At 61.4% G+C, this 21,174-nt stretch carries 19 protein-coding genes; 2 read left to right on the plus strand and 17 right to left on the minus strand.

Translation table 11 applies throughout. From position 1 onward, the window contains the following. Positions 1–10 precede the first annotated feature (10 nt). The 14 genes from AC1DIJ_RS01965 to melA (AC1DIJ_RS02030) form a co-directional block, all read right to left on the minus strand. Entirely contained in the window at positions 11–1,810 is a 1,800-nt protein-coding gene (locus tag AC1DIJ_RS01965; protein WP_112388651.1) for a sensor domain-containing diguanylate cyclase, read from the minus strand. Between the two features lie 198 nt (positions 1,811–2,008). Continuing rightward, positions 2,009–2,305: a hypothetical protein gene (locus AC1DIJ_RS01970; RefSeq protein WP_112388652.1), complete on the minus strand. Its 297-nt coding sequence runs from the start codon at positions 2,303–2,305 to the stop codon at positions 2,009–2,011. Positions 2,306–2,447: 142 nt separating this feature from the next. Next, the gene (gene msrA / locus AC1DIJ_RS01975) at positions 2,448–2,954 is read right to left on the minus strand and encodes a peptide-methionine (S)-S-oxide reductase MsrA (protein WP_112388653.1); all 507 of its coding nucleotides are present in this window, start codon (positions 2,952–2,954) and stop codon (positions 2,448–2,450) included. Then, the gene (msrB, locus tag AC1DIJ_RS01980; RefSeq protein WP_112388654.1) at positions 2,951–3,400 is read right to left on the minus strand and encodes a peptide-methionine (R)-S-oxide reductase MsrB; all 450 of its coding nucleotides are present in this window, start codon (positions 3,398–3,400) and stop codon (positions 2,951–2,953) included. The genes msrA (AC1DIJ_RS01975) and msrB (AC1DIJ_RS01980) overlap by 4 nt, the downstream gene beginning before the upstream one ends. A gap of 28 nt (positions 3,401–3,428) precedes the next feature. Beyond that, positions 3,429–4,163, minus strand: a complete 735-nt coding sequence (gene msrA / locus AC1DIJ_RS01985) for a peptide-methionine (S)-S-oxide reductase MsrA (RefSeq protein WP_112388655.1) — start codon at positions 4,161–4,163, stop codon at positions 3,429–3,431. A 12-nt stretch (positions 4,164–4,175) separates the two neighbouring features. Further along, positions 4,176–6,032 carry a cytochrome c biogenesis protein DipZ gene (locus tag AC1DIJ_RS01990; RefSeq protein ID WP_112388656.1) on the minus strand — a complete coding sequence of 619 codons (1,857 nt, stop codon included), beginning with the start codon at positions 6,030–6,032 and terminating at the stop codon, positions 4,176–4,178. 15 nt (positions 6,033–6,047) lie between these two features. After that, complete coding sequence (gene msrB, locus AC1DIJ_RS01995; RefSeq protein WP_112388657.1) at positions 6,048–6,539, minus strand: peptide-methionine (R)-S-oxide reductase MsrB; 492 nt, start codon at positions 6,537–6,539, stop codon at positions 6,048–6,050. A gap of 226 nt (positions 6,540–6,765) precedes the next feature. Next, positions 6,766–7,626: a lytic transglycosylase domain-containing protein gene (locus tag AC1DIJ_RS02000; protein ID WP_310291272.1), complete on the minus strand. Its 861-nt coding sequence runs from the start codon at positions 7,624–7,626 to the stop codon at positions 6,766–6,768. A 215-nt stretch (positions 7,627–7,841) separates the two neighbouring features. Next, a complete protein-coding gene (melA, locus tag AC1DIJ_RS02005; protein ID WP_112388659.1) occupies positions 7,842–9,209 on the minus strand; it encodes an alpha-glucosidase/alpha-galactosidase in 1,368 nt (455 codons plus the stop codon). A gap of 22 nt (positions 9,210–9,231) precedes the next feature. Continuing rightward, positions 9,232–10,899 (minus strand): ABC transporter ATP-binding protein, encoded by a 1,668-nt coding sequence (locus AC1DIJ_RS02010; RefSeq protein ID WP_112389028.1) that lies wholly within the window; start codon positions 10,897–10,899, stop codon positions 9,232–9,234. 10 nt (positions 10,900–10,909) lie between these two features. Further along, positions 10,910–12,040, minus strand: coding sequence for an ABC transporter permease (locus tag AC1DIJ_RS02015; protein WP_112388660.1), 1,131 nt, complete (start codon positions 12,038–12,040; stop codon positions 10,910–10,912). 1 nt (position 12,041) lies between these two features. Further along, a complete protein-coding gene (locus AC1DIJ_RS02020) occupies positions 12,042–13,049 on the minus strand; it encodes an ABC transporter permease (RefSeq protein WP_112388661.1) in 1,008 nt (335 codons plus the stop codon). Between the two features lie 118 nt (positions 13,050–13,167). Beyond that, positions 13,168–15,255: an ABC transporter substrate-binding protein gene (locus AC1DIJ_RS02025; protein ID WP_112388662.1), complete on the minus strand. Its 2,088-nt coding sequence runs from the start codon at positions 15,253–15,255 to the stop codon at positions 13,168–13,170. Positions 15,256–15,379: 124 nt separating this feature from the next. Then, positions 15,380–16,846, minus strand: a complete 1,467-nt coding sequence (melA, locus tag AC1DIJ_RS02030; protein WP_112388663.1) for an alpha-glucosidase/alpha-galactosidase — start codon at positions 16,844–16,846, stop codon at positions 15,380–15,382. Between the two features lie 213 nt (positions 16,847–17,059). Between melA (AC1DIJ_RS02030) and AC1DIJ_RS02035 the strand changes: the two genes are divergently transcribed. Further along, entirely contained in the window at positions 17,060–17,935 is an 876-nt protein-coding gene (locus AC1DIJ_RS02035) for an AraC family transcriptional regulator (protein WP_112388664.1), read from the plus strand. Between the two features lie 67 nt (positions 17,936–18,002). Next, positions 18,003–18,302: a YkgJ family cysteine cluster protein gene (locus tag AC1DIJ_RS02040; RefSeq protein ID WP_112388665.1), complete on the plus strand. Its 300-nt coding sequence runs from the start codon at positions 18,003–18,005 to the stop codon at positions 18,300–18,302. A gap of 31 nt (positions 18,303–18,333) precedes the next feature. Here AC1DIJ_RS02040 and AC1DIJ_RS02045 read toward each other — a convergent pair whose 3' ends face one another. The 3 genes from AC1DIJ_RS02045 to AC1DIJ_RS02055 all read right to left on the minus strand — a co-directional run bounded on the left by AC1DIJ_RS02045 (position 18,334) and on the right by AC1DIJ_RS02055 (position 21,135). Beyond that, positions 18,334–19,257 (minus strand): ArsR/SmtB family transcription factor, encoded by a 924-nt coding sequence (locus AC1DIJ_RS02045; RefSeq protein ID WP_112388666.1) that lies wholly within the window; start codon positions 19,255–19,257, stop codon positions 18,334–18,336. Between the two features lie 167 nt (positions 19,258–19,424). Continuing rightward, a complete protein-coding gene (locus tag AC1DIJ_RS02050) occupies positions 19,425–20,249 on the minus strand; it encodes a carbohydrate ABC transporter permease (protein ID WP_112388667.1) in 825 nt (274 codons plus the stop codon). Position 20,250: 1 nt separating this feature from the next. Further along, on the minus strand, positions 20,251–21,135 hold the full coding sequence (locus AC1DIJ_RS02055; protein WP_405049558.1) for a carbohydrate ABC transporter permease: 885 nt from the start codon (positions 21,133–21,135) through the stop codon (positions 20,251–20,253). Between the last annotated feature and the right edge of the window lie 39 nt (positions 21,136–21,174).

The raw sequence follows: 21,174 nt of genomic DNA on the forward strand, positions 1-21,174 counted from the left end.
GCTAAAGCCGTCAGACCGCCCGGCGCCTGTCGGATGCGGCGCGCTCCACCCAGTCGGCGATCGTCCTGTTTCGCCCTTTCGATTTGGCGTTGAGCAGGGCCGCATCGGCACGCAGCAGCAAGTCCGCGGATGGCGCATCGCGCGCAGTCGATGCAGCGCCGACCGAGATCGTGACGGCGCCAAGCAGGCGGCCATGATAGGTCACCGGCGTTGCCGCAATCAGCGTCCGCAGTTTTTCCGCCAGATCGAGTGCGCTGTCTTCGGAAGCCCCCGTCAGCAGGATTGCGAACTCCTCGCCGCCGAAGCGATAGACGATACCGGCATCACCGACCGCTTCCGAGAGGATGGCGGAAACCCGGCGCATGACTTCGTCTCCGGCGTCATGGCCGAATTCGTCGTTGAAGCGCTTGAAATGATCGATATCCGCCATGATGGCGATCGCATCACCTGCCCCGTCCCGGGCGATGCGGTTCAGCGCCTCGTCCAGCGAGCGGCGATTCAGAAGCCCGGTCAGGCCATCCCTTATCGCCAGCCCCATCAGCCGGTCGCGCAGCTGGAGATTGGCAACGCCGAGACCGATATTCTCGGCGATCAGTTCGAAATAGAGACGCGCCGCAGCGATAGCCTGGCCGTCGGATGCGCCCTCGAAATAAAGCAGGCCGACGGTATCGCCCTGAGCCGAGAGCGGAACACAGATCCCCATCTCTTCTGCATGGGAAAGATGCTGGCATGGGATATCGCCCGCAGCGGCATCGCTGACATGCGGCCGGCCGCGGCGCAGCGCCCAGCATTCCGCCGAGGTCAGCGCCGGCCCGGCGCGGCGCGGCTCGCGCCAGCTGCCGATCGAGCTCAAGGCGGTGCGGCTATCGTTCATGACATAGAGGTGCCCGGCGAAATTCGGGAAGATCTGCGGCGCAAACAGCGATACGACCTCTGCGAGCTCTTCCTGGCGCTGGCAGGCCTGCAGCCGGTGCATCATCTGCAGGATGAGATCCTTGGTGCGCTGGTCCTCGCGCCGCTCGGCGTCCAGCCGCTCGCGCTCAAGGCCATTGTCGCGGAAGATCTGGATCGCATCATTCATCTCGCCGATCTCGTCCCGCCTGCTATCTGGCAGCACCTCGACGGCATAATCCTGCTTTGCGAGGCGGTTGACGATGCCAGTCATCCGCATCAGCGGCATGGCAACACGGCGTCTGAGGACGAAATAGAGCACACCGAGGAAAACCGCCGCGGTCAGCCCGAGCAGGCTCTTGGCCACCGCGCCCCAGAAATCGCTCCACTCCTTGGCCTCCGCGAGCGCATCGCTGGTGCGGGTCGCAACGAGATCGGTGAACTGGCGAACGCTGGTGAGAAGATCGCCCTGGATGCGCTCGTGCTCCGGCCCGAACAGCGTTTGCCGCGCGCCTTCCTGGTCGCCGCCAGTATAGGCGGCAACGGCACGCTCCTCGAGCGCGTCCAGAGCCTCGCCATCCTGTTCCACTTCCTGGATCAAGGCTGCTTCCCGCGAAGACAGCGCCGCCGACTTGAGAGACTTTATCGCCTGCTCGCGATCCCGCTCGCCCTTTTCATCGCCCCTGAAAGCCTGAAGATGGCGGTCTTCGCCCCGCATGACGAACAGGCGTGCATCCTCGCTCGTCTGCTCGGCTGCCATCGCCAGTTGCTCGGACAACTCGTTGAAAACCTGGCTTTCGACTACGGCCCGGCGCTCGAAATCTGCGCTGCGTGCGGACAGGATGAAGGCGCCGCCGGCTAGCAGCGTCAGGCCGACGGTGACGCCATAGGCCCAATTCGTGATGGTGCTAATCCGCATGTCGAAATCTCGTCTGCACGATGGAAGTCAGCGTTCTGGATCGTACGTTGATGTGCCGATCTTATCGATCGAGCATTAAATGAGTATTTAATAATAAGCGTGAAAGTTGAGCGGCTAGACCGGAACACAGCAGGGCGATACCACAACTGCTTCAGGCGCAACAATACCAAAATCCTCCGGCTGGAGAGACAGAACCGCCTAGCCCCGGGCGGTGCTTGCAAATTTTGGATTGCGGATCGCCCAGCTAACGAGATCGACCTCGATGTCATCATACCAGGCTTCGAGAACCTGCCAGCGGTAGCTCATTTCTTCGATCAGCGGCCGCTGCAGCTCATGATGCGCGGCGGTCAACTCGGCAATCGCGGCGGTATCGATCGGTTCTTCCCTGGATTTCTCCTGAAGGATCGCGAGATATTCGGCCTGGTTCCGGTCATGCGCGCGCTTGACCTGCATGTAGGTGCGCAGCGTGACGAGAACTTGATCTTTGTTGGCCATGAATCGAATCCCGTTTGGAATCCGAATAACCCGAACCGAATATTCGCGCCAACGAAAAAGCGGCTTCGCTAATATTTGTGATCATATGAAAAGGGGCAGCCTGCCGGCCGCCCCTCCTCTCAAACATCGATCGCCGCTGCGATCAGGCAGCGTTGCGCTTCGGCAGCTTCCAGCCCGGACGGACGAAATGGCAGGTATAGCCATTCGGAATCCGCTCCAGATAGTCCTGGTGCTCGGGCTCTGCTTCCCAGAAATCGCTGTCGGCTGTCACTTCGGTGACGACCTTGTCCGGCCACAGACCTGAGGCATCGACATCGGCGATCGTATCCTCGGCGACGCGCTTCTGCTCGTCGCTCGTGTAGAAGATCGCCGAGCGGTAGCTGGCGCCCCGGTCATTGCCCTGGCGGTTCAGGGTCGATGGATCATGGATCTGGAAGAAAAATTCCAGAAGCTCGCGATAGCTGATCTTGGCGGGATCGAAGATGATCTCGATCGCCTCGGCGTGGTTGCCGTGATTGCGATAGGTGGCATTCGCCACTTCGCCGCCGGTATAGCCGACACGGGTCGAGATCACGCCGTTGTAGCGGCGGATCAGATCCTGCATGCCCCAGAAGCAGCCACCTGCGAGAACTGCGCGTTCGGTCGTCATTGAACTTCCTCCACCTGGTCGAGATAGGCGCCATATCCTTCCGCTTCCATCCGGTCGCGGTGGACGAAACGGAGCGACGCCGAGTTGATGCAATAGCGCAAGCCGCCGCGGTCACGCGGGCCGTCGGGGAAGACATGCCCGAGATGACTGTCGCCATGGCTGGAGCGCACCTCGGTGCGCACCATGCCATGCGAGATATCGGTGAGCTCGCTGACATTGGCGGGCTCGATCGGCTTGGTAAAGCTCGGCCAGCCGCAGCCGGATTCGAACTTGTCGGCAGAAGCAAAAAGCGGTTCGCCCGAAACGATATCGACGTAGACGCCAGGCTGCTTGTTATCGAGATATTCGCCGGTGCCGGGCCGCTCGGTTCCCGATTGCTGCGTCACGCGGTATTGCTCGGGCGTGAGCTTGGCAATGGCTTCGGCACTTTTCTTATAGTGCTGCATGATTTTCTCCTAGCAATGACCTGCCGCCTCAATTGCCTCCGGCTGACGCGACGAGAACGGGCTTGTCGCGATAGTCCGAAGGGAACATCTGCTTGAGGCTTGCGATCTTCGGCAGATCGTTGATCACTATATAGGGATAGGTCGGGTTATTTGTCAGGAAGTCCTGGTGATAATTCTCGGCCGGATAGAAATTCTTTCCCGGCTCGATGGTGGTGACGATCGCCGCATCGAAGACCCGGGCGTGGTTGAGCTGGCTGATATAGGCCTTGGCGACCTTGGCCTGCTCGTTGCCGGCGGGGAAGATTGCCGAGCGGTACTGCGTGCCGGTATCCGGCCCCTGGCGGTTCAGCTGCGTCGGATCGTGGGCGACGGAGAAATAGATCTGCAGCAGATGCCCATAGCTGACCTTCTTCGGATCGAAGACGACCTGCACGGACTCCGCATGGCCGGTATCGCCGCCGCTCACCGTTTCATACTGCGCCGTGCTCTTGCTGCCGCCGGCATAACCCGACGTGGCGCTGACGACGCCGTTCACATGCTGGAACACGCCCTGCACGCCCCAGAAACAGCCGCCGGCAAATGTCGCCGTTTCCGTGCCTAATGTCGCCTGCTCATCGACGGCAGGCGCCGGGATGACGCGCGCCTCTTCAGCCGATGACGGCGTGAAATAGAAGGCGGCGCCGGTCATCAGCAGCGCTGCGGCGCCGAGCGCGATGGTGCGGATCGCACCGCTGGATCTGTTCTTGTCCTGTTGGCTGGTCATGGTTTGCTCCTTTCAGCCGAAGGTGAATGCGAATGCCTGGACGCCGGGATCGAGGAAGCGGATCTCGAACGTATGATCGCCGACCGCGCCGGTCTCGCGAACCAGCTGGTAGAGACGCTGGCCGGTGACCGTGCCATTGCCATCGGCATCGGTATCGAAGCCATGCCCATCGCCGGGCGGCTTGCCATCGACCGTCACCTGGAAACGCACCGGCTTGCCGTCTTCGCCCGGCCCGAGCACGAGATGCAGGTCGCGGGCATGGAACCGGTAATAGATGCTACCGTCCTTGTCGTTGAGCTTCGCCTGTTCGGCGCCGACAGTCCAGTTGCCCGTCAGGCCCCATTCGTTGAGACGCGGCGTGGCGGCAACATAGCTATGCGCGGCATCGTTGACGGTACCCTTGTCATCGACGAAATTCTGCGAGCGCTGCCAGCCGACATAGGTCTCCGGCGATTGCACGTCCGCCTGGTTCGATGCGGCTTCGGCGCCCGTTGCCTTCACATCGACGATATCGGACGAGACGTTCGCCTTGCCGGCCTCGGCAAGCAGCTGCTGGACGATACGTTCCGAGCCGTCGTAATCGCCCTCGCCGAAATGATGGTGACGCACCCGGCCCTCCGCGTCGATGAAATAATGCGCCGGCCAGTACTGATTGTCGAAGGCCCGCCAGATCGCATAATCGTTGTCGATGGCGACTGGGTAGGTGATTCCGAGATCGCCGATCGCCTTCTTGACGTTGTCGACATTCTTCTCGAAAGCGAATTCGGGGGCGTGGACGCCGATGACGACGAGGCCCTGATCCTTGTACTTTTCGGCCCAGGCTTTGACATAGGGAATGGCGCGGATGCAGTTGATGCACGAATAGGTCCAGAAATCGACGAGCACCACCTTGCCCTTCAGCGCCTGCATGGAAAGCGGCGGCGAGTTCAGCCACTGCACGGCGCCATCGAGCGAAGGCATGGTCGCTTCGACCGGAAGCGCCTCGGCGCCACCTGCTTTCGGGGCGCCTTTCATCATCATGGCGTTCGAGCCGCTCATGGCCGGATTGCCGCTCATCATCATCTGATTGTTGCCGCTCATCATCGCGTCACCGCCCTGCATCAGGACAGAGGAACCGGAGTTGTCAGCCTGCTGTTGCTGGGGGTGCAGCTTGTCGATCAGACCCTGCTCCAGAGTGCCGGTGCTGGCAAGCGATGCCTGCGTCAGGAAGCCGGTATCGGCCCCGAGCCCGATCGCCACCACCGCGACGAGAACGGCAAAGCCAACGCCGCGGCGAACCCACTCGCCGGCGCCGAGCGACCGCTTCATCACCTGGTAAACGCGACCACCGACGAGCAGCGCCAACGCCAGCGACGTCGCAGCGCCGAGCGCATAGGCGAGCAGCAGCAAGGTCGTGCCGACACTTGCGCCCTGCAAGGCAGCCCCGGTCAGGATCAGACCCAGGACCGGACCAGCGCAGGGCGCCCAGAGCAATCCGGTGGCAACGCCGAGAAGCAGAGAAGCGACAACCGTCGAGCCGCCGCTGCGGCTCTCCTTGTCGGCAGACTGCGACAGGCGGGCGCCGAGCGAAACAAGCGGCCGTGTCAGGCGATCCGAGAGCGCCGGAAACAGCAGAACGATACCGAAAACGGCAAGCAGGACGAGCGCGGCGTAACGGCCATACTCGTTCGCCTGCACCGCCCAGCCGCCGCCGATCGCGGCGAGACTGGCGACGGCTGCGAAGGTTGCGGCCATGCCCGCCAGCATCGGCAGCGTCGAGCGCATGAAAGGCTGGCCCGCCCGCGCGAAGACGAAAGGCAGGACCGGCAGGATACAGGGGCTGACGATCGTCAGCACGCCGCCCAGATAGGCGAGGACAAAGAGGATCATGATATTTTCCGCTTATCAGGCCGAGGCCGGATGAAATTTCAATGCGATGCCGTTCAGGCAGTAGCGCAGGCCTGTCGGCTTCGGACCGTCGTCGAAGACATGCCCGAGGTGACCGCCGCAGCGCCCGCAATGGACAGCCTCGCGGACCATGCCGAAGGATGAGTCACGCGTCGTGCCCACGACCTTGTTGTCGATCGGCGCCCAGAAGCTCGGCCAGCCGGTACCGCTGTCGAACTTCGTCGTCGATGCAAAGGATTCCAGGTCGCACCCGGCGCAGGCAAAATTGCCCTTGCGGTGTTCGTTGAGAAGCGGGCTGGTGAATGGCCGTTCGGTCGCCTCTTTGCGAAGAACCGCATATTGGTCGGATGACAGCAGCGACTGCCATTCGGCATCCGAATGCGTGACAGCAAATGTCTCGTCGGCGTTCGCGCTTGTCGCCGATAGCGCCAGCCGCAAGCCGATGGCGGCCAGTCCCGTATTCAGGAGCAGCATGCGTCTATTCAACATCTTCAGACCTCCTTGTCCGAAATTGGTCCTGTCTGCAGATAAGTACGGGCGCGGCGCGCATTTTGTTACACGGCGAGACAGGAAAAGTGCTGGACACTCTGGGCAATTGATTTCGCGGATATCACTGGGACGTTATATCTTTTGAAATACGACGCTATCCCGCCCTTTCGTGGACGGCAAGCAGACCGCCGGTCATATTATCGCGAGCGGCCGTGAAGCCCTTCGTTCAGTTCCTGAAGACGAGGCAGGTGCCGTTGCTTTTCCGGATCTGGGCGCAGAGCTGATTGGCCTCGTCCCGGGTCTGACGGGCAATACGCGTCACATAACGCGGCCGGAAGCCGAAGCTGCGGTCACGCTGACGCATGACCAGCGGCTGCTCGGCATTGAGCGGCGCCGGCAGCCTGCCGACGGCGGCAAAGAACAGGCGGCGGGCAGCGTCCGGATTGGCATGGGCGGCGATCTGCACGCCCCAGGGCATCCACGTGCCCTCGCTCTGCCAGGCGGGCTCACGCAGCTTGCGGCGTTCGGCAAGGGCAACACAGCTGTCGAGGAAGGTCTTGGTCTTGTCGAGCGCGGGTGCCGCGATTTCGGGCGCGCTGCTCTTCCAGTCGTCGACGCTGTAGGAGGTGATGCCGATCACATAGGCGCGGGTCTCGGATGGCAGGCTGCCGCCGGAGAGATAGTTCGACAGCCCGTTTTCACCGGCATTGTAGGCAGCGGCGGCGAAGCCGAGATTGCCGAACCGGTCGCGCAGCTCGCCGAGATATTCCGCCGATTTGTGCAGGGCCTCCAGAACGTCGTAACTGTTTCTGAGACCCCGCAGCTTTGCCGTTCCCGGCATGAACTGGGCTATGCCCTCGGCACCCTTGTAACTCAGGGCGTCTGCCCGGAAGCGGCTTTCGCGCCAGATTAGCCGCGCGAAGAAATCCGGCGGCAATTGGAAATCCGCCGCCGATCGCTCGATGGCGCTGCAGAGATCGCGATTGAAGCTGTCCTTGCGAATGCAGAGCGTCTCGCCCGCGCCCTCAGCCGAGCGCGTATAGAGGCAGCCGGCGGGCGCCGGTCCCTGCACGTCTTCCACCGCCATTGCGGGATGTGCGAATGGCGTGGCGAGCAGGATACCCGCCGCCCATGCTGTCAAAGTCCTTCGCACCGAATGCTTTGCGGCCGTCATGTGGTTCCGGTGCGGAAGAGCCCGCGCCGCCATAGGTGGCTAATGTAGCCATACCAAATGCTTTGACGGCCGCAGTCAAGCGATAACCGGCGCCAGCGTCTCCGCCGGCGCCGATAACGGCATCACTCTTAAGCAGCGCGGACCTTGCGGCTGCCGCGTGCCCATTCCGGGAGCCAGTCGCCGTGGGCGACCAGGAGATCGTCGACCAGCGACCAGATCTGATCAAGATCGAGTTCGGCGGCCGTATGCGGGTCCATCATCGCGGCATGATAGATATGCTCGCGATTTTCGGTCATCAGCGCCTGAACGGTCAGTTCCTGGACGTTGATGTTGGTCCGCATCAGCGCCGTCAGCTGCGGCGGCAGGGCGCCGATATAGGTCGGCTGGATGCCGGAGGCATCGACGAGGCAGGGAACTTCAGCGGCGCAATTTTCCGGCAGCGAGGTGATGCAGCCGTTGTTGCGGACGTTGCCGTAGATGACCGAGGGCTCGCCGGTCCAGACCGAGTTGATGATCGAGGAGGCATATTCCTTCGACTGCTTGACCTCGATCGTGTTGGCCGTCCGGTAGGTTTCGGCCTGGCCCTTCCAGCGCTCGATCTGCTCGATGCAGCGCTTCGGATATTCGTCGAGCGGGATGCCGAATTTCTCGATCAGGTCCTCGCGGCCTTCCTTGATGAAATAGGGCGTGTATTCGGCGAAATGCTCCGAACTTTCGGTGACGAAATAGCCGAGGCGGGTCAGCATCTCGTAGCGCACCTTGTTCGGGCAGCGCGGGTTCCAGCCGGGCTTCGGCGCCCGGCCTTCGCGGTAGCCACGCACGAGATCCGGATAGAGATCGCGATAGGAGCCGTCCGGCTGCCGGTGCTCGAATTTCAGATAGAAGGCCATGTGGTTGATGCCGGCCGAGCGGTAGCGGATCTCCTCGTAGGGAATGTCGAGGTCGTGGGCCAGCTCCATCGCGGTGCCCTGAACCGAGTGGCAGAGGCCGACCTGCTTGATCGTCGGATATTTTTCCGAGATCGCCCAGGTGTTGATCGCCATCGGGTTGACATATTGCAGCATGATCGCCTCGGGGCAGACGGCGAGCATGTCTTCGCAGATCTTCCAGAGATGCGGGACAGTCCGCAGGCCGCGCATGATGCCGCCGACGCCAAGTGTATCGGCGATCGTCTGGCGCAGGCCGTATTTCTTCGGCACTTCGAAATCGGTCACCGTGCAGGGCTCGTAGCCACCGATCTGGAAGGCGACGACGACGAAGTTGGCGCCGGCCAGGGCCTTGCGCTGGTCCGAATAGGTCTCCGCCTTGGCGTTGACGCCGAGCGTCGAGATCAGCTTGTTGACGACGATGGCGCTTTCTTCAAGCCGCTGCGGATTGATGTCCATCAGCGCGATCGTGGCGCCAGACAGCGCCGGGCGCTGCAGGATATCGCCGACGATATTCTTCATGAAAACGGTGGAGCCAGCTCCGATGAACGTAATTCTGGGATTTGCCATATGAACCTCCGGCGTCAGGCAGTCAGGCTACCTCGAAAGCGGCTTTCACGAGCCGTTCGGTGTAGGCGGTCTTGGGATTGGTGAGAACTTCGTTGACGGGACCCTCTTCCATGATCCGGCCATGCTGCATGACGATCACACGATGGCAGAGGGCACGCACGACCTTGAGATCGTGCGAAATGAACAGGTAACTCAGGCCGCGCTCGTCCTGCAGCTTGCGTAGGAGCTCGATGATCTGCGCCTGGACGGAGAGATCGAGCGCCGAGGTCGGCTCGTCGAGCAGGATGAACTCAGGCTCGAGCGCGATGGCACGGGCAATGGCGATGCGCTGGCGTTGGCCGCCCGAGAATTCATGCGGGAAACGCGAGAGAATATTGCCCGGCATGCCGGCGGCAAGGAGCGCTTCGCGCACGCGGTCGAGACGTTCGGCCCTGGTGGCGCCGAGCTTGTTGACGACAAGGCCTTCCTCGATGATCTGGCCGATCGTCATGCGCGGATTGAGCGACGAGAACGGATCCTGGAAGACGATCTGCATGCGCGAGCGCAGTGGACGCATTTCGGATCGCGATTTGCCGTGGATCGGCTGCCGGTCGAAATAGATCTCGCCGGTATCCGGGTCGTTGAGGCGCACCAGGGCCTGGCCGAAGGTCGTCTTGCCCGAACCGGATTCGCCGACGAGACCAAGCGTCTCGTGCCGGCGAAGCGTCAGGTTGAGGCTGTCGACCGCAACCAGCTCCTTCAGCTCCGGCTTGAAGAAGCCGCCATGGCGCATCATGAACGAGACGCGCACGCCGCGGGCGTCGAGAATGATATCCGATCCCTCAGGCAGCGGATTGGCCTGGCCGCGCGGCTCCGATGCCAGGAGATGCTTGGTGTAGGGATGCTGCGGATTGGCGAAGAGCTGCTCGGTCGTGTTGTGCTCGCGCATTTCGCCATGCTGCATCACATAGACATAGTCGGAGAACTGGCGGACGACCGTCAGGTCGTGGGTGATCAGGATCACCGCCATCCGCAATTCCTTCTGCAGGTTGCGGATGAGATTGAGGATCTGCGCCTGTACGGTGACGTCGAGCGCCGTCGTCGGCTCATCGGCGATCAGCACATCGGGATTGTTGGAGAGCGCCATGGCGATCATCACGCGCTGGCGCTGCCCCCCGGAAAGCTGGTGCGGATATTGCTGCAGGCGGATTTCCGGATCGGGGATCTGAACCTGCTTCAGAAGCTCCAGCGCCCGCGCCTCGGCCTGCTTGCGGCTGACCCTGTTGTGGACGCGAATGGCTTCGACGATCTGGCTGCCGATCGTATAGATCGGGTTCAGCGAGCTCATCGGCTCCTGGAAGATCATGGAGATCCGGTTGCCGCGCAGCTTGCGCCGGGCAGGCTCCGAGAATTTCAAAATGTTCTTGCCGTCGTAATCGACCGAGGACTGCGGGGCGACGACGGCGCGCTTGGACAACAGCCCCATGACGGTGCGCGCCGTCACCGATTTGCCGGAACCGGATTCGCCGACGATGGCGATCGTTTCGCCGCGATAGAGCTGGAAGGAAATGTCCTTCACCGCTTCCACGGTGCCGTGTTCGACCTTGAAATTCACGCCGATATTGCGCGCATCGATGATCGGTGTTTCGTCGCGGCCATCATGGTCGTGGCGGACGGGTGGAGCGAAGGAACTGACGAGAGCGAGAGCCATCTGCATCACCTCAATAAGGATCGACCGCGTCGCGCAGACCATCACCCAGCGCGTTGAACGCGAAGACGGTGACGAGCACGAAGCCGACGGGGGCAAGGATCCAGGGATAGGTCCCGATGACGGAGTAGTTTGCCGTGTCCTGCAGCATCAGGCCCCAGGATATCAGCGGCGGCTTCACGGCAAAGCCCAGGAAGCCGAGGAAGGATTCGAGCAGCACGACGCTTGGAATATGCAACGTCACGGCAACGATGACGTGGCTCATCACATTCGGGAAAATGTGCTGGAAGATGATGCGCCGGTCGGTGGCGCCGACGGCCATCGCCGCACGCACATAGTCGATACGGGCCAGCGCCAGCGTCTTGCCGCGCACCTCGCGCGACATCTGCGCCCAGCCGAGCGCCGACATGACGAAGATCACGAAGGCGAGGAAGACGTTCGTCGGCGCGGTGATCGGGATCAGCGAGGTCAGCGCCAGATAGAGCGGCAATTGCGGGAAGGCGAGGACCAGCTCGACGAAGCGCTGGACCCAGACATCGAAGCTGCCGCCGAAGTAACCGGAGACCATGCCGACGGTCGTCCCGACGATGGTGACGATGAACACCACCGTCAGCGCGATCATCAGCGAGATGCGCGAGCCGATAATGGCGCGCGACAGCACATCACGGCCGAACTTGTCGGTGCCGAGGAAATGCACCGGCTCGCCGCCGACAGTGCCGAAGAAATGCCGGTTGGCCGGGATCAGCCCGAGCAGGCGGTATTCCGCACCCTTGACGAAGAAGCCGAGAACACGGGGATTGTCGTAGTCGGGGCCGACGATCGGCTGGAAGGTGACGGGATCAAGCTCCTCGGAATCGCCGAGCGCATAGACCCGCGGCCAGACGAGATTTCCGTCCTTGTCGTGGGCGCTCATCATCTGCGGCGGCGCAAAGCCGACATCCGTCGCCTTCGGGTCCATCGGCGCGAAGAAATCCGCGAAGATCGCCATGATGATCAGCAGGCCGACCAGGATCAGGCCCATCATTCCGGTCCAGGACCGGCGCAGGCGGCGCCAGACGAGCGCTAGGTAGCTCTCGTTGCCATGCGGCGCGTGCTTGACGGTTTCCTCGTGCGGAGGCGGCGGGGAAGAGTCGAATGCCAGCATCTCAGGCTCCTCCATATTGACGGACGCGGGGATCAAGCAGCGCCAGCAGCATGTCGGCGATGATGTTGCCGACGATCAGCGTTGCCGAGAGAACCAGCATGAAGGTGGCGGTGACATAGACGTCGCCGATCGCCATGGAACCGACAATCGCGGGGCCGACAGTCGGCAGCGAGAAGATGATCGCCGTCTCGATTTCGCCGGTCAGCATGTAGGGGAGAACGACACCCTGATACATGACAAGCGGATGCAGCGCATTCGGAACGGCGTGGCGCAACACGACGGCGCTGCCGGACAATCCCTTGGCGCGCGCGGTTTCGACATATTGGGCGTTCAGCGTATCCAGCAGATTGCCGCGCATGACGCGCATGTTGTAGGCGAGGCCGCCGAAGGTGGCGATGGCAACGACAGGCCAGACATGGCTGACGAGATCCATGAATTTCGCCCAGGACCACGGCGCCCCGCCATATTGCGGCGAGAAGAAGCTGCCGATCTCGCTGACGTTGAACTGGAAGACCAGGAGATAGACGATGATCAGCGCCATCAGAAAGCGCGGCACGGTCATGCCGAGGAACGAGATGCCGGACAGGAGGCTGTCGATCCAGGTGTACTGGCGCGTTGCCGCCCATATGCCGAAGCTGATGCCGAGGATCGATGCGAAGATGTGGCAGACCAGGGCCAGCGCCAGGGTGCGCGGCAGGCGCTCGGCGACGACATCGGCGACCGGCTTGTTGTAGAACATGCTGTAGCCGAAATCGCCTTCGGTGATGATGCCCTTCATCCAGTTCACATACTGGATGACCATCGGCTTATCGAGGCCGTGTTCGACGCGGTAGGCCTGGGCCTGTGCATCGGCTTGTGCGAAGGAAGCGCCGCTCTGATTGATCAGCTGCGAGCGGATGTAATCTGCGTAGTCGCCGGGCGGCGCCTGAATGATCGCAAATGTCACCACACTCAGAATGAAGAGGACGGGGATCGCCGAGGCGATGCGCATGAGCAGGAATCGTAGCATCGGACGGTTCGCTTCTCCTTGCCGCCAGTCGCTCGTCTCTAGCGCGGCCGGCTTGTTGATTATGCCCGGCCGCGCGCAGCACGCGCGGCCGGAAGCTCATTCGGTTGGGAGGGAGCTCTTAGTTGATCGGACCCTTGTCTCCGGGCTTGCCGGGCAACTGCTGCGGGAACAGCTCGTATTTGCCCTGCTTGTCGGCGGCCACCCACAGACGCTCGCGGATGACGGAGTCTTCAGCCCAGTTGAACATGAAGATCGGCGTACCCTGCGGGACGTTGGAGAAGCGCTTGTTGACGATCAAGGCGCCCGGATATTCCGTCAGACCAACGGTATCGACATTCTCGGTCGCGACCTTCTGATACTGCTTCATCAGATCGACGCGCTCGTCGTTGTTCTGGCTCGCCTGGAACTTGGTGACGAGATCGACCAGCTTTTCTTCGTAAGGCATCAGATCGACCTTGCCATCCTTGCCGGCGCGATGCTGCCAGCTGGTGCGTGGACCGATCGGAGCCAGCTGCTCGGTGTTCTGCACCACGGAAGCCAGTTCCGGCGTGTTGCGCTGGATCAGCCAGTCGAAGCGGCCGCCGTAATGGGCATCGTCACGCTTCGGACCGTCGAGGGCATTGATGATGACCTTGATACCGAGCTTTTCCATCTGCCCGACGACGCCTTCTGCAAGGCTCTTGTCGGTGGCGTAGCCGTTGTTGACCAGCAGCACGACCTCGACATCCTTGCCGTCGGCCGTTCCGGCCGGGAAGTTCACGAAGCCGTCGCCATCCGTATCCTTCAGGCCGGCCTTGGCGAGCAGCGCCTTGGCACCGGCCAGATCGTAGGGATAGTAGACCGTGGAATTGCGATCGTAGAAGCTCGTGCCCGAGGACAGGCCACCCGGATAGATCGCCGTGAACGGACCCTTGACCAGCGAGTCGCCGATGGCCTTGCGATCGACCGCCATGGTGACTGCCTTGCGGAAGTCCTCGTTGCGGTTCAGCTCGCGGATCGCTTCGCCACGCGCATCGGGATCGCCCCAGCCGTTGGCGGAGAGGTTCATGCGCAGGTTATAGCCGATCAGGCGCGGACCGAAAGCGAGACGCGCCGGAGCGGTCTTTTCAGCAGCACGCTTCAGCGATGCCACGAAATTCTCAGGCTGTTCGAGGTTCGAGAAGTCGCCGGAACCGGCAACCGCCTGAACGTCACGGTCTGCCCAGGTCGAGAGCTTGTAGTGCAGCTCGTTGAGGTAAGGCAGCTGATTGCCCTTCTCATCGACCTTCCAGTAGTAAGGATTGCGGCGCATGACGATGATATCGTCAGGGCGATACTCGACCGGCACCCAGGCCCCCATCACCGGCATGTTCATATATTCCGGCGGGAAGGCGTTCTTGAACTGGTCGTAGGTGTTCTTCGAATATTTCGGATGCTGCGGCTTCAGGATGTGCGACGGGCCCGGGCAGAAGTTCGGGTAGGCCATCGTGTAAAGATACTGCTTCGGGAAGGCCTCCTTGAAGGTCCATTCCACCGTGTAGTCATCTACCTTGGTGAGCGTCGTTCCCTCGCCGAAGGCTTCCGGCGATGCGCCGCCGCCCAGCGGCGAGACGTTCGGGTCGACGACTTCGTCTTCCCAGTAGAACATGATGTCATCGGCATTGAACGGCGCGCCGTCGGACCACTTGGCGCCTTCGACCAGATGCATGGTCAGCTTGTGACCATCGGCCGACCATTCCCAGCCCTTGGCCAGATTCGGCAACGGCTCGGTATCCTTGGCTTCCACCTGGAAGAGCGGCGCGGTGCGCGTCAGGCACTCGGAGAGGCCGATATCGATGCCGCCCCAGCCCTGCGTCTGGCCGGCGCCATAGTTCCAGCCTTCCGGACGGCCACCGATGACATGACGCATCGTATCGCCATAGACGCCGATGCCGTCAGGCATGTTCGCGGTCTTGAAGACCAACGGCTCCTTCGGGAGGCGATCCTTGACGGCCGGGAGCTTACCGGTATCGACAAAGTTCTTTTTGACCCAATCCGGCTCGTTATAGGAAGGAAGCGCCTTGAACTCCTCGATGGAGTCTCGCGACACGTATTTTATCTTGCCTTCCGCCGGAAACGGCGGCGGCGCTGGCGGAGTGGTCGGCTCGGAAGCGTAGGCATTCAAGGCCGCGACTGAAACGCCAAGCGCCAGTCCGGCCAGGATGCCGATCTTACGGAAATTCGTCATCGTCTCTCCCTCTTGTTCCGGAGCGCTTGCAGGCGTCTCCGCTTCTCCTCTAGGAATGATGAAGCAAGCCTTGGCGCGGCGGCCTTCCTCCCGAAGGACCGCCGCGGCTTGCTTCACCGGAAAATCAGACCGCCTGCTTCAGCGCCGCCTTTTCGGCCCGAAGCTCTTCGATCGAGCGGACGTTGCGGCGCGCAGCCCCTGCCCATTCCTTGGTCTTGACCTTGCTGTTGGCCAGACGTTCCTTGGCGGCAGGCACGGCATGCGCATATTGCGGCAGCCAGCGGGCCTGGGCGACCACCATCTCGTCAACCATCTGCCACACCTCTTCCGGCGTCGAGACGGCGCCGACCAGCGGATCGTGCAGCACGGCAAGCTTCAAGAGATCGATATCGCCGGTCACGGCTGCATGAACCGACATGCGCTGGACATTGATCGATGCCATGCAGGTCACAGCGCAGGCTTCCGGAATGGTGATGCCCGAGACCATGTTGATGCCAAAGCGGTCGACGAAGCCGGGCGACTCGATGATCGCGTCGGATGGCAGGTTGGTGATGACGCCATTGTTCTGGACGTTGAAGTGGCCACGATAGACCCGGCCGGTCTCCAGCGCTTCAAGAATATGGCTGGCATGCTCGTTGGAGCGCCTGGCCGGATCGATCGGCTTTTCGGCCGAGGCGAGGAACTGCGGAAACTCGGTCTCGAACCAGTTGCGGGTCTCGGTCGAGTGGCGCAGGTAACCCCCGGTCTCGCCGTGGATCCAGTCGGACATGTCGATCCACTTGGTGATTTCTTCCGGCCGCTTGCGGTACCAGGGCAGGTATTCCGACAGGTGGCCGTTGCTTTCGGTCGAATAGACGCCGAAACGCTTGAGCACGTCAATGCGCAGCTTTTCCTGCTGCGAGAACACCGGATGCGCCTCGAAGGCGGCAACCAGCTCGTCCTTGCCAATCTTGCGGCCGTTGAGCTTCAGATCGACGAACCAGGTCTGGTGATTGATGCCGGAGCAGATGTAATCGAGCTCGGAGAGCGACTTGGCGCCGAGTACTTCGGCGATCTGTTCGGCACCGTGCTGTACGCCGTGGCAAAGACCGACCGTGTCGACCTTGCCATACTCGATCGCCGCCCAGGTGTTCATCGCCATCGGGTTGGCATAATTCAGGAACTTTGCGCCCGGCTCGGCCAGCTCGCGGATATCCTTGCAGAAGTCGAGAATGACGGGGATGTTGCGCTGGCCATAGAGAATGCCGCCAGCGCAGATCGTATCGCCGACGCACTGGTCGATGCCGTATTTCAGCGGGATGCGGATATCGTCGGCATAGGCTTCCAGGCCGCCGACGCGCACGCAGCTAATGACATAGCGCGCACCGGAGATCGCCTCGCGGCGGTCGGTCGTCGCCGTCACCTTGGTCGGCAGCTTGTTGGATTCGACGATCTTGTCGAGGATCGCCTTGATCATCTGCAGGTTATGTTCGCTGAGATCGGTCAGCGCGAATTCGATGTCCTTGAATTCAGGCACGCACAGGATATCGGTAAACAGCTTCTTGGTGAAGCCGACGCTGCCTGCTCCGATGATAGCGATTTTGAAACTCATGTCCTTCACCTCGGTCCGATCGAATGTTACGTAGAGAGAAGACAAGGGAGAACCAGGCCGCATGTTTGCACATGCAGGTGAAAACCACTGGAATTAAAACCTGTATTCCTCCCGGCCGTTCGTCCGGCCGCGATCTCTTCCTCTTATGCGAAGGGATTATGCGCATATTCGGCAGGGCGGCCAGAGAAGGATTATGCTTTCGAGGGTAATTTTGTGCTGCACGATTTGATCGCCAACGGACAGGCCATGCGGACCGTTTCGCTGCCTCGCGGACGCCAGAGGCTGCACGCCATGCCGACCAGTGCGGGCTACGAAGTTCGCGAGAACGAGACCTATGACTGGGACGGCCGCAAGCGCGGCCAGACGCCGTTTACGGTGCTGCAGCACACGATCAGCGGCAGCGGCCACCTGCGTTATCTGAACCGCAACTACAAGCTCCAGGGCGGCGACACGATGATGGTGCTGGTCCCGCACAATCACCGCTACTGGCTCGAAAAGGGCGAGCGCTGGGAGTATTTCTGGATCTCGATGAATGGCGACGAGACGCTACGCATCCACAAGATGGTGCTGGCGCTTGCCGGCCCGGTGCTCAAACTGCAGCAATCCACCATCGATCATCTTGCCGATTGCAGCCTGCGCCTGGTCAAGGGTGCAACGACCCCCGGCTCGGCTTCGGCCATCGCCTACGAGGCGGCAATGGCGCTCTATGACGACGTCTTCGGTTCGCCCGCCTTCATGGCCGAGCAGAGCCTGATGCAGCCGGTGATCGACCATATCAACCTGTATCTGGAAAAACCGCTCCCGGTCAGCGAGCTCGCCGCCATCGTCGGCCTCAGCCGCGCCCATTTCTCCCGCAGCTTTTCCGAAAGCGAGGGCATACCACCCGCGGAGTATGTCCTGCAGCAACGGCTGCAGCGCGCCGCCAAGCTGCTGACCAAGGCTGACTTCCTGCCGGTCAAGGAAGTGTCGATCATGTGCGGCTTCGAGGATGCCAACTACTTCGCCAAGGTCTTCCGCCGCGTCTACGGCATCACGCCCACGGAGTTCCGCACCACCGGCATGTATGCCAGCATCGGCCGCAGCCGGTAGGGCGCTATCTCGGATGTGATCGCCAAACCGCTGTCGATCCGCACCCGGTTTGTGATATGCCCTGCCCATGGACACACAAACAGACTTCGACTGCCAGACTTGCGGCGCTTGCTGCTCGTTCTCGGCCGACTGGCCGCGCTTCTCGACCGAGTCGGATGCCGAGCTCGATCTGATACCGCTGAAATATGTCGCAGCCGATGAAGCGGGAATGCGCAGCGAAGGCAACCGGTGCTCCGCCCTGGTCGGCGAGATACGGTCGAAGACATCCTGCGCGATCTACGCCGTGCGGCCGCATGTCTGCCGCACCTGCAGCCCCGGAGACTTCGAATGTCTCTCCGCCCGCGAATTTTTCGGCATCGGCAACTGAGCTTGAAAGCCGCCGGCGCTGGCGCAAGCTGCTAGAAATAGATCGACATGATCAGGTCCTGATCGAAATCGCCAAAACCCTTGCCGAAAATGTTCATGCCGCCCGGATTGTCGGCCTTTTCGTCGATGCCGATGCGGAAGCGGATCGAGTGATGATCGGCGATACCAAGCGAGGCAATGGTCTGGGTCGAGACCATGGCGCCGTCGATCCAGGTGCCGGTCTCGTCGATCGTCCAGGTTTTCAGCTTGCCATATTGAGACCCCGACAGCTTCCACCAGGCCGGTGAATACATGCCGCGGCGGTCGCCGAAATCGCCGGGCGAGGTCCAGTGTCCGGCCTTGATGCCGTTGACCCAGATCGAGATGTCGGACGGCCAGTTGGCGTTGGTGGCCGGCGTCTCGGAGCTGAGTTCGGCTGAGAACTCCACCTTGCGGATCTTCTTGCCGGAGACCTTGGCGTTGTTCGGAAACTTGTATTCGACATAGCCGCGGGTGAACCAGAGAAGTGCTGCCTGCATGCGCTGCGGGTCGAGGAAAACTTCCTGCACATCGAGCATGCCGATGACATTGTTGACCGAACAGAGGCCGCAGGGCGCACCCACCTCGAACTCGGTGAAGAGGCCGATCGGCATGCTGACGGTGACGACGTCCTCGCTCGCCTTTGTGCCATTGGCGCCAAAGCGGATCAGGATCTCGTCATAGATGCTGGAGCAGACCTTCTGGTTGCCCTTGCTCGCCTTCATCGTCTGCGTCTGGATCAGGCCCGCCTGCTCCAGCGCCTTCAGGTTGGTTGCCGTCGTCGATTGCGGCAAGCCCATCTGCGCCGCGATGTCGTTGACATTCAGCGGCCCCTTCTGGCGCAACAGGTTGAGGATCTCGATCCGCGTCGGAGACCCGAGTGCCTGGACGACATCGGCGTCCCGCATCGGATCGACGGTTAGAAGCTTAGTCTCCATATGATAATACTGGTTCTCCAGTCTTTCTTGTTGGTTTCAGCTGATATCATGGGCGCAGGCACTGTGTCGCTGCTCAAATTTTACTAGGGGCCGGTCCGCGCCTCGGGAGAACTCTCGCGGACCGGCAGGGGCCTTCTCACCTCGGCCCTGAAGCAATCTCATGCACGTCATCCCTTGATGCCGGACGAAAGCATCAGCGCCTGCGTCACGCGTTTCTGGAACAGAAGGTAGGCAAGTGCGACGGGCATCGCGGCGAGAATGGCGACCGCCATGTCGCGCGCATATTTGACGCCGAAGGCATCGCGGGTCTGGGTAATGCCGACGGTGATCGTCATCATGTCGTCAGAGTTGGTGACCAAGAACGGCCAGAGGAAGGCGTTCCAGGCCATGATGTAGGTGATGATCGCCAGCGCCGTGGTGATCCCCCAGTTCAGGGGCAGATAGAGCTTGAAGAGGATCTGGAATTCGCCGCAGCCATCGAGCTTGGCAGCCTCGCGCAGCTCCTTCGGCACGGAATCGAAGAACTGCTTGTAGACGATGACGACGACGGGAACGATCAGCTGCGGCAGGATGATGCCGCCCCAGGTGTTGATCAGGTTCAGCTTGTGCATCAGCACGAATTGCGAAATCACCAGCGCCTGCGACGGCACCATGAAGCTCGCGAGGATGATGCCGTAAAGCAGCTTGCGGCCGGGGAAAACGATCTGCGACAGCGCATACGCGCACATGACGCTGATCAGGATGACGACGATGGTCACCGTTACCGAGGTGACGATCGAATTCAGATACCAGGTCGGCAGCTTGGTTTCGAACAGCGCGTAATAATAGCCCGAAAAGTTGAGCACATCGGGGATGAAGGTCGTCTTCGCCACGACCTCCTGCTCCGGCTTGATCGAGGTGACGACCGCCCAATAGATCGGGAAGGCCCACATGCAGGCGATCAGGAGCGTGAGGACAAGGAGCAGCACGTTGCCGATTGTTTTTCCGGGCATCCTAGCGCTCCCTCACACGTAGCAGCTGGTACTGCAGCACCGAGACGACGACGATGATCGCGAAGAGAATGACGGCGACGGCAGAACCCGTGCCGCCGTGGTTAGAACGGAAGGCCTCGCGGTAGACGAGCTGCAACAGCACATAGGTGGAATTGAAAGGGCCGCCCTCGGTCAGCAGGTAGACCTGGTCGAAGATCTTCAGCTGCAGGATGAGCTGCAGGGTCAGCACCAGCGCCGTGACCGGCCAGATCAGCGGCCAGGTGATGCGCTTGAAGCACTGCCAGCGCGTCGCGCCATCCAGCATCGCCGCCTCGTAATAATCGTGCGGAATGTTGCGCAACCCGGCGATGAACAGCAGCAGGTTGAAGCCGTTGGTCCACCAGACCGTCACCAACGCCACCATCGGCATCGCCCAGATGGGATCGCGGAAGACGCTGACGCGCTTGCCGGTCACGGCTTCGATGACGAACTGCGCGATACCGAACTGCTGGTCGAGAACCCATTTCCAGATCTGGGTGACGACGGAAACGGGCAGGATATAGGGAATGAAGAAGAGTATCAGGATCAGGCTCTGCACCCAGCCCTTGAGACGCACGACCATCAGCGCCAGACCAAGCCCGATCAGCGTGTTCGGAATGACGGTCAGCACAACGAAATAGCCGGTGTTCCAGACCGAGGTGAAGAACAGCTTCTGATGGAACAGCTTGACGTAATTGTCGAAGCCCACCCACTGGCCCTCGCCGATCAACGGAGCGTCCGTGAAGCTGAGCGCAAACATCTTATAGACAGGATAGGCAAAGACCGTCGCATAGGCGATCAGGAACGGCGCGATCATTGCCACCGCCGTCAGCGTCTTGCGCCGCTTCTCATTGTTGATCACAGGCATCTCCTTCGAAGCGAAGGCTGGCCGGAGAAAAATCTCCGG

This window comes from Rhizobium sp. 10N427, from assembly GCF_056394605.1.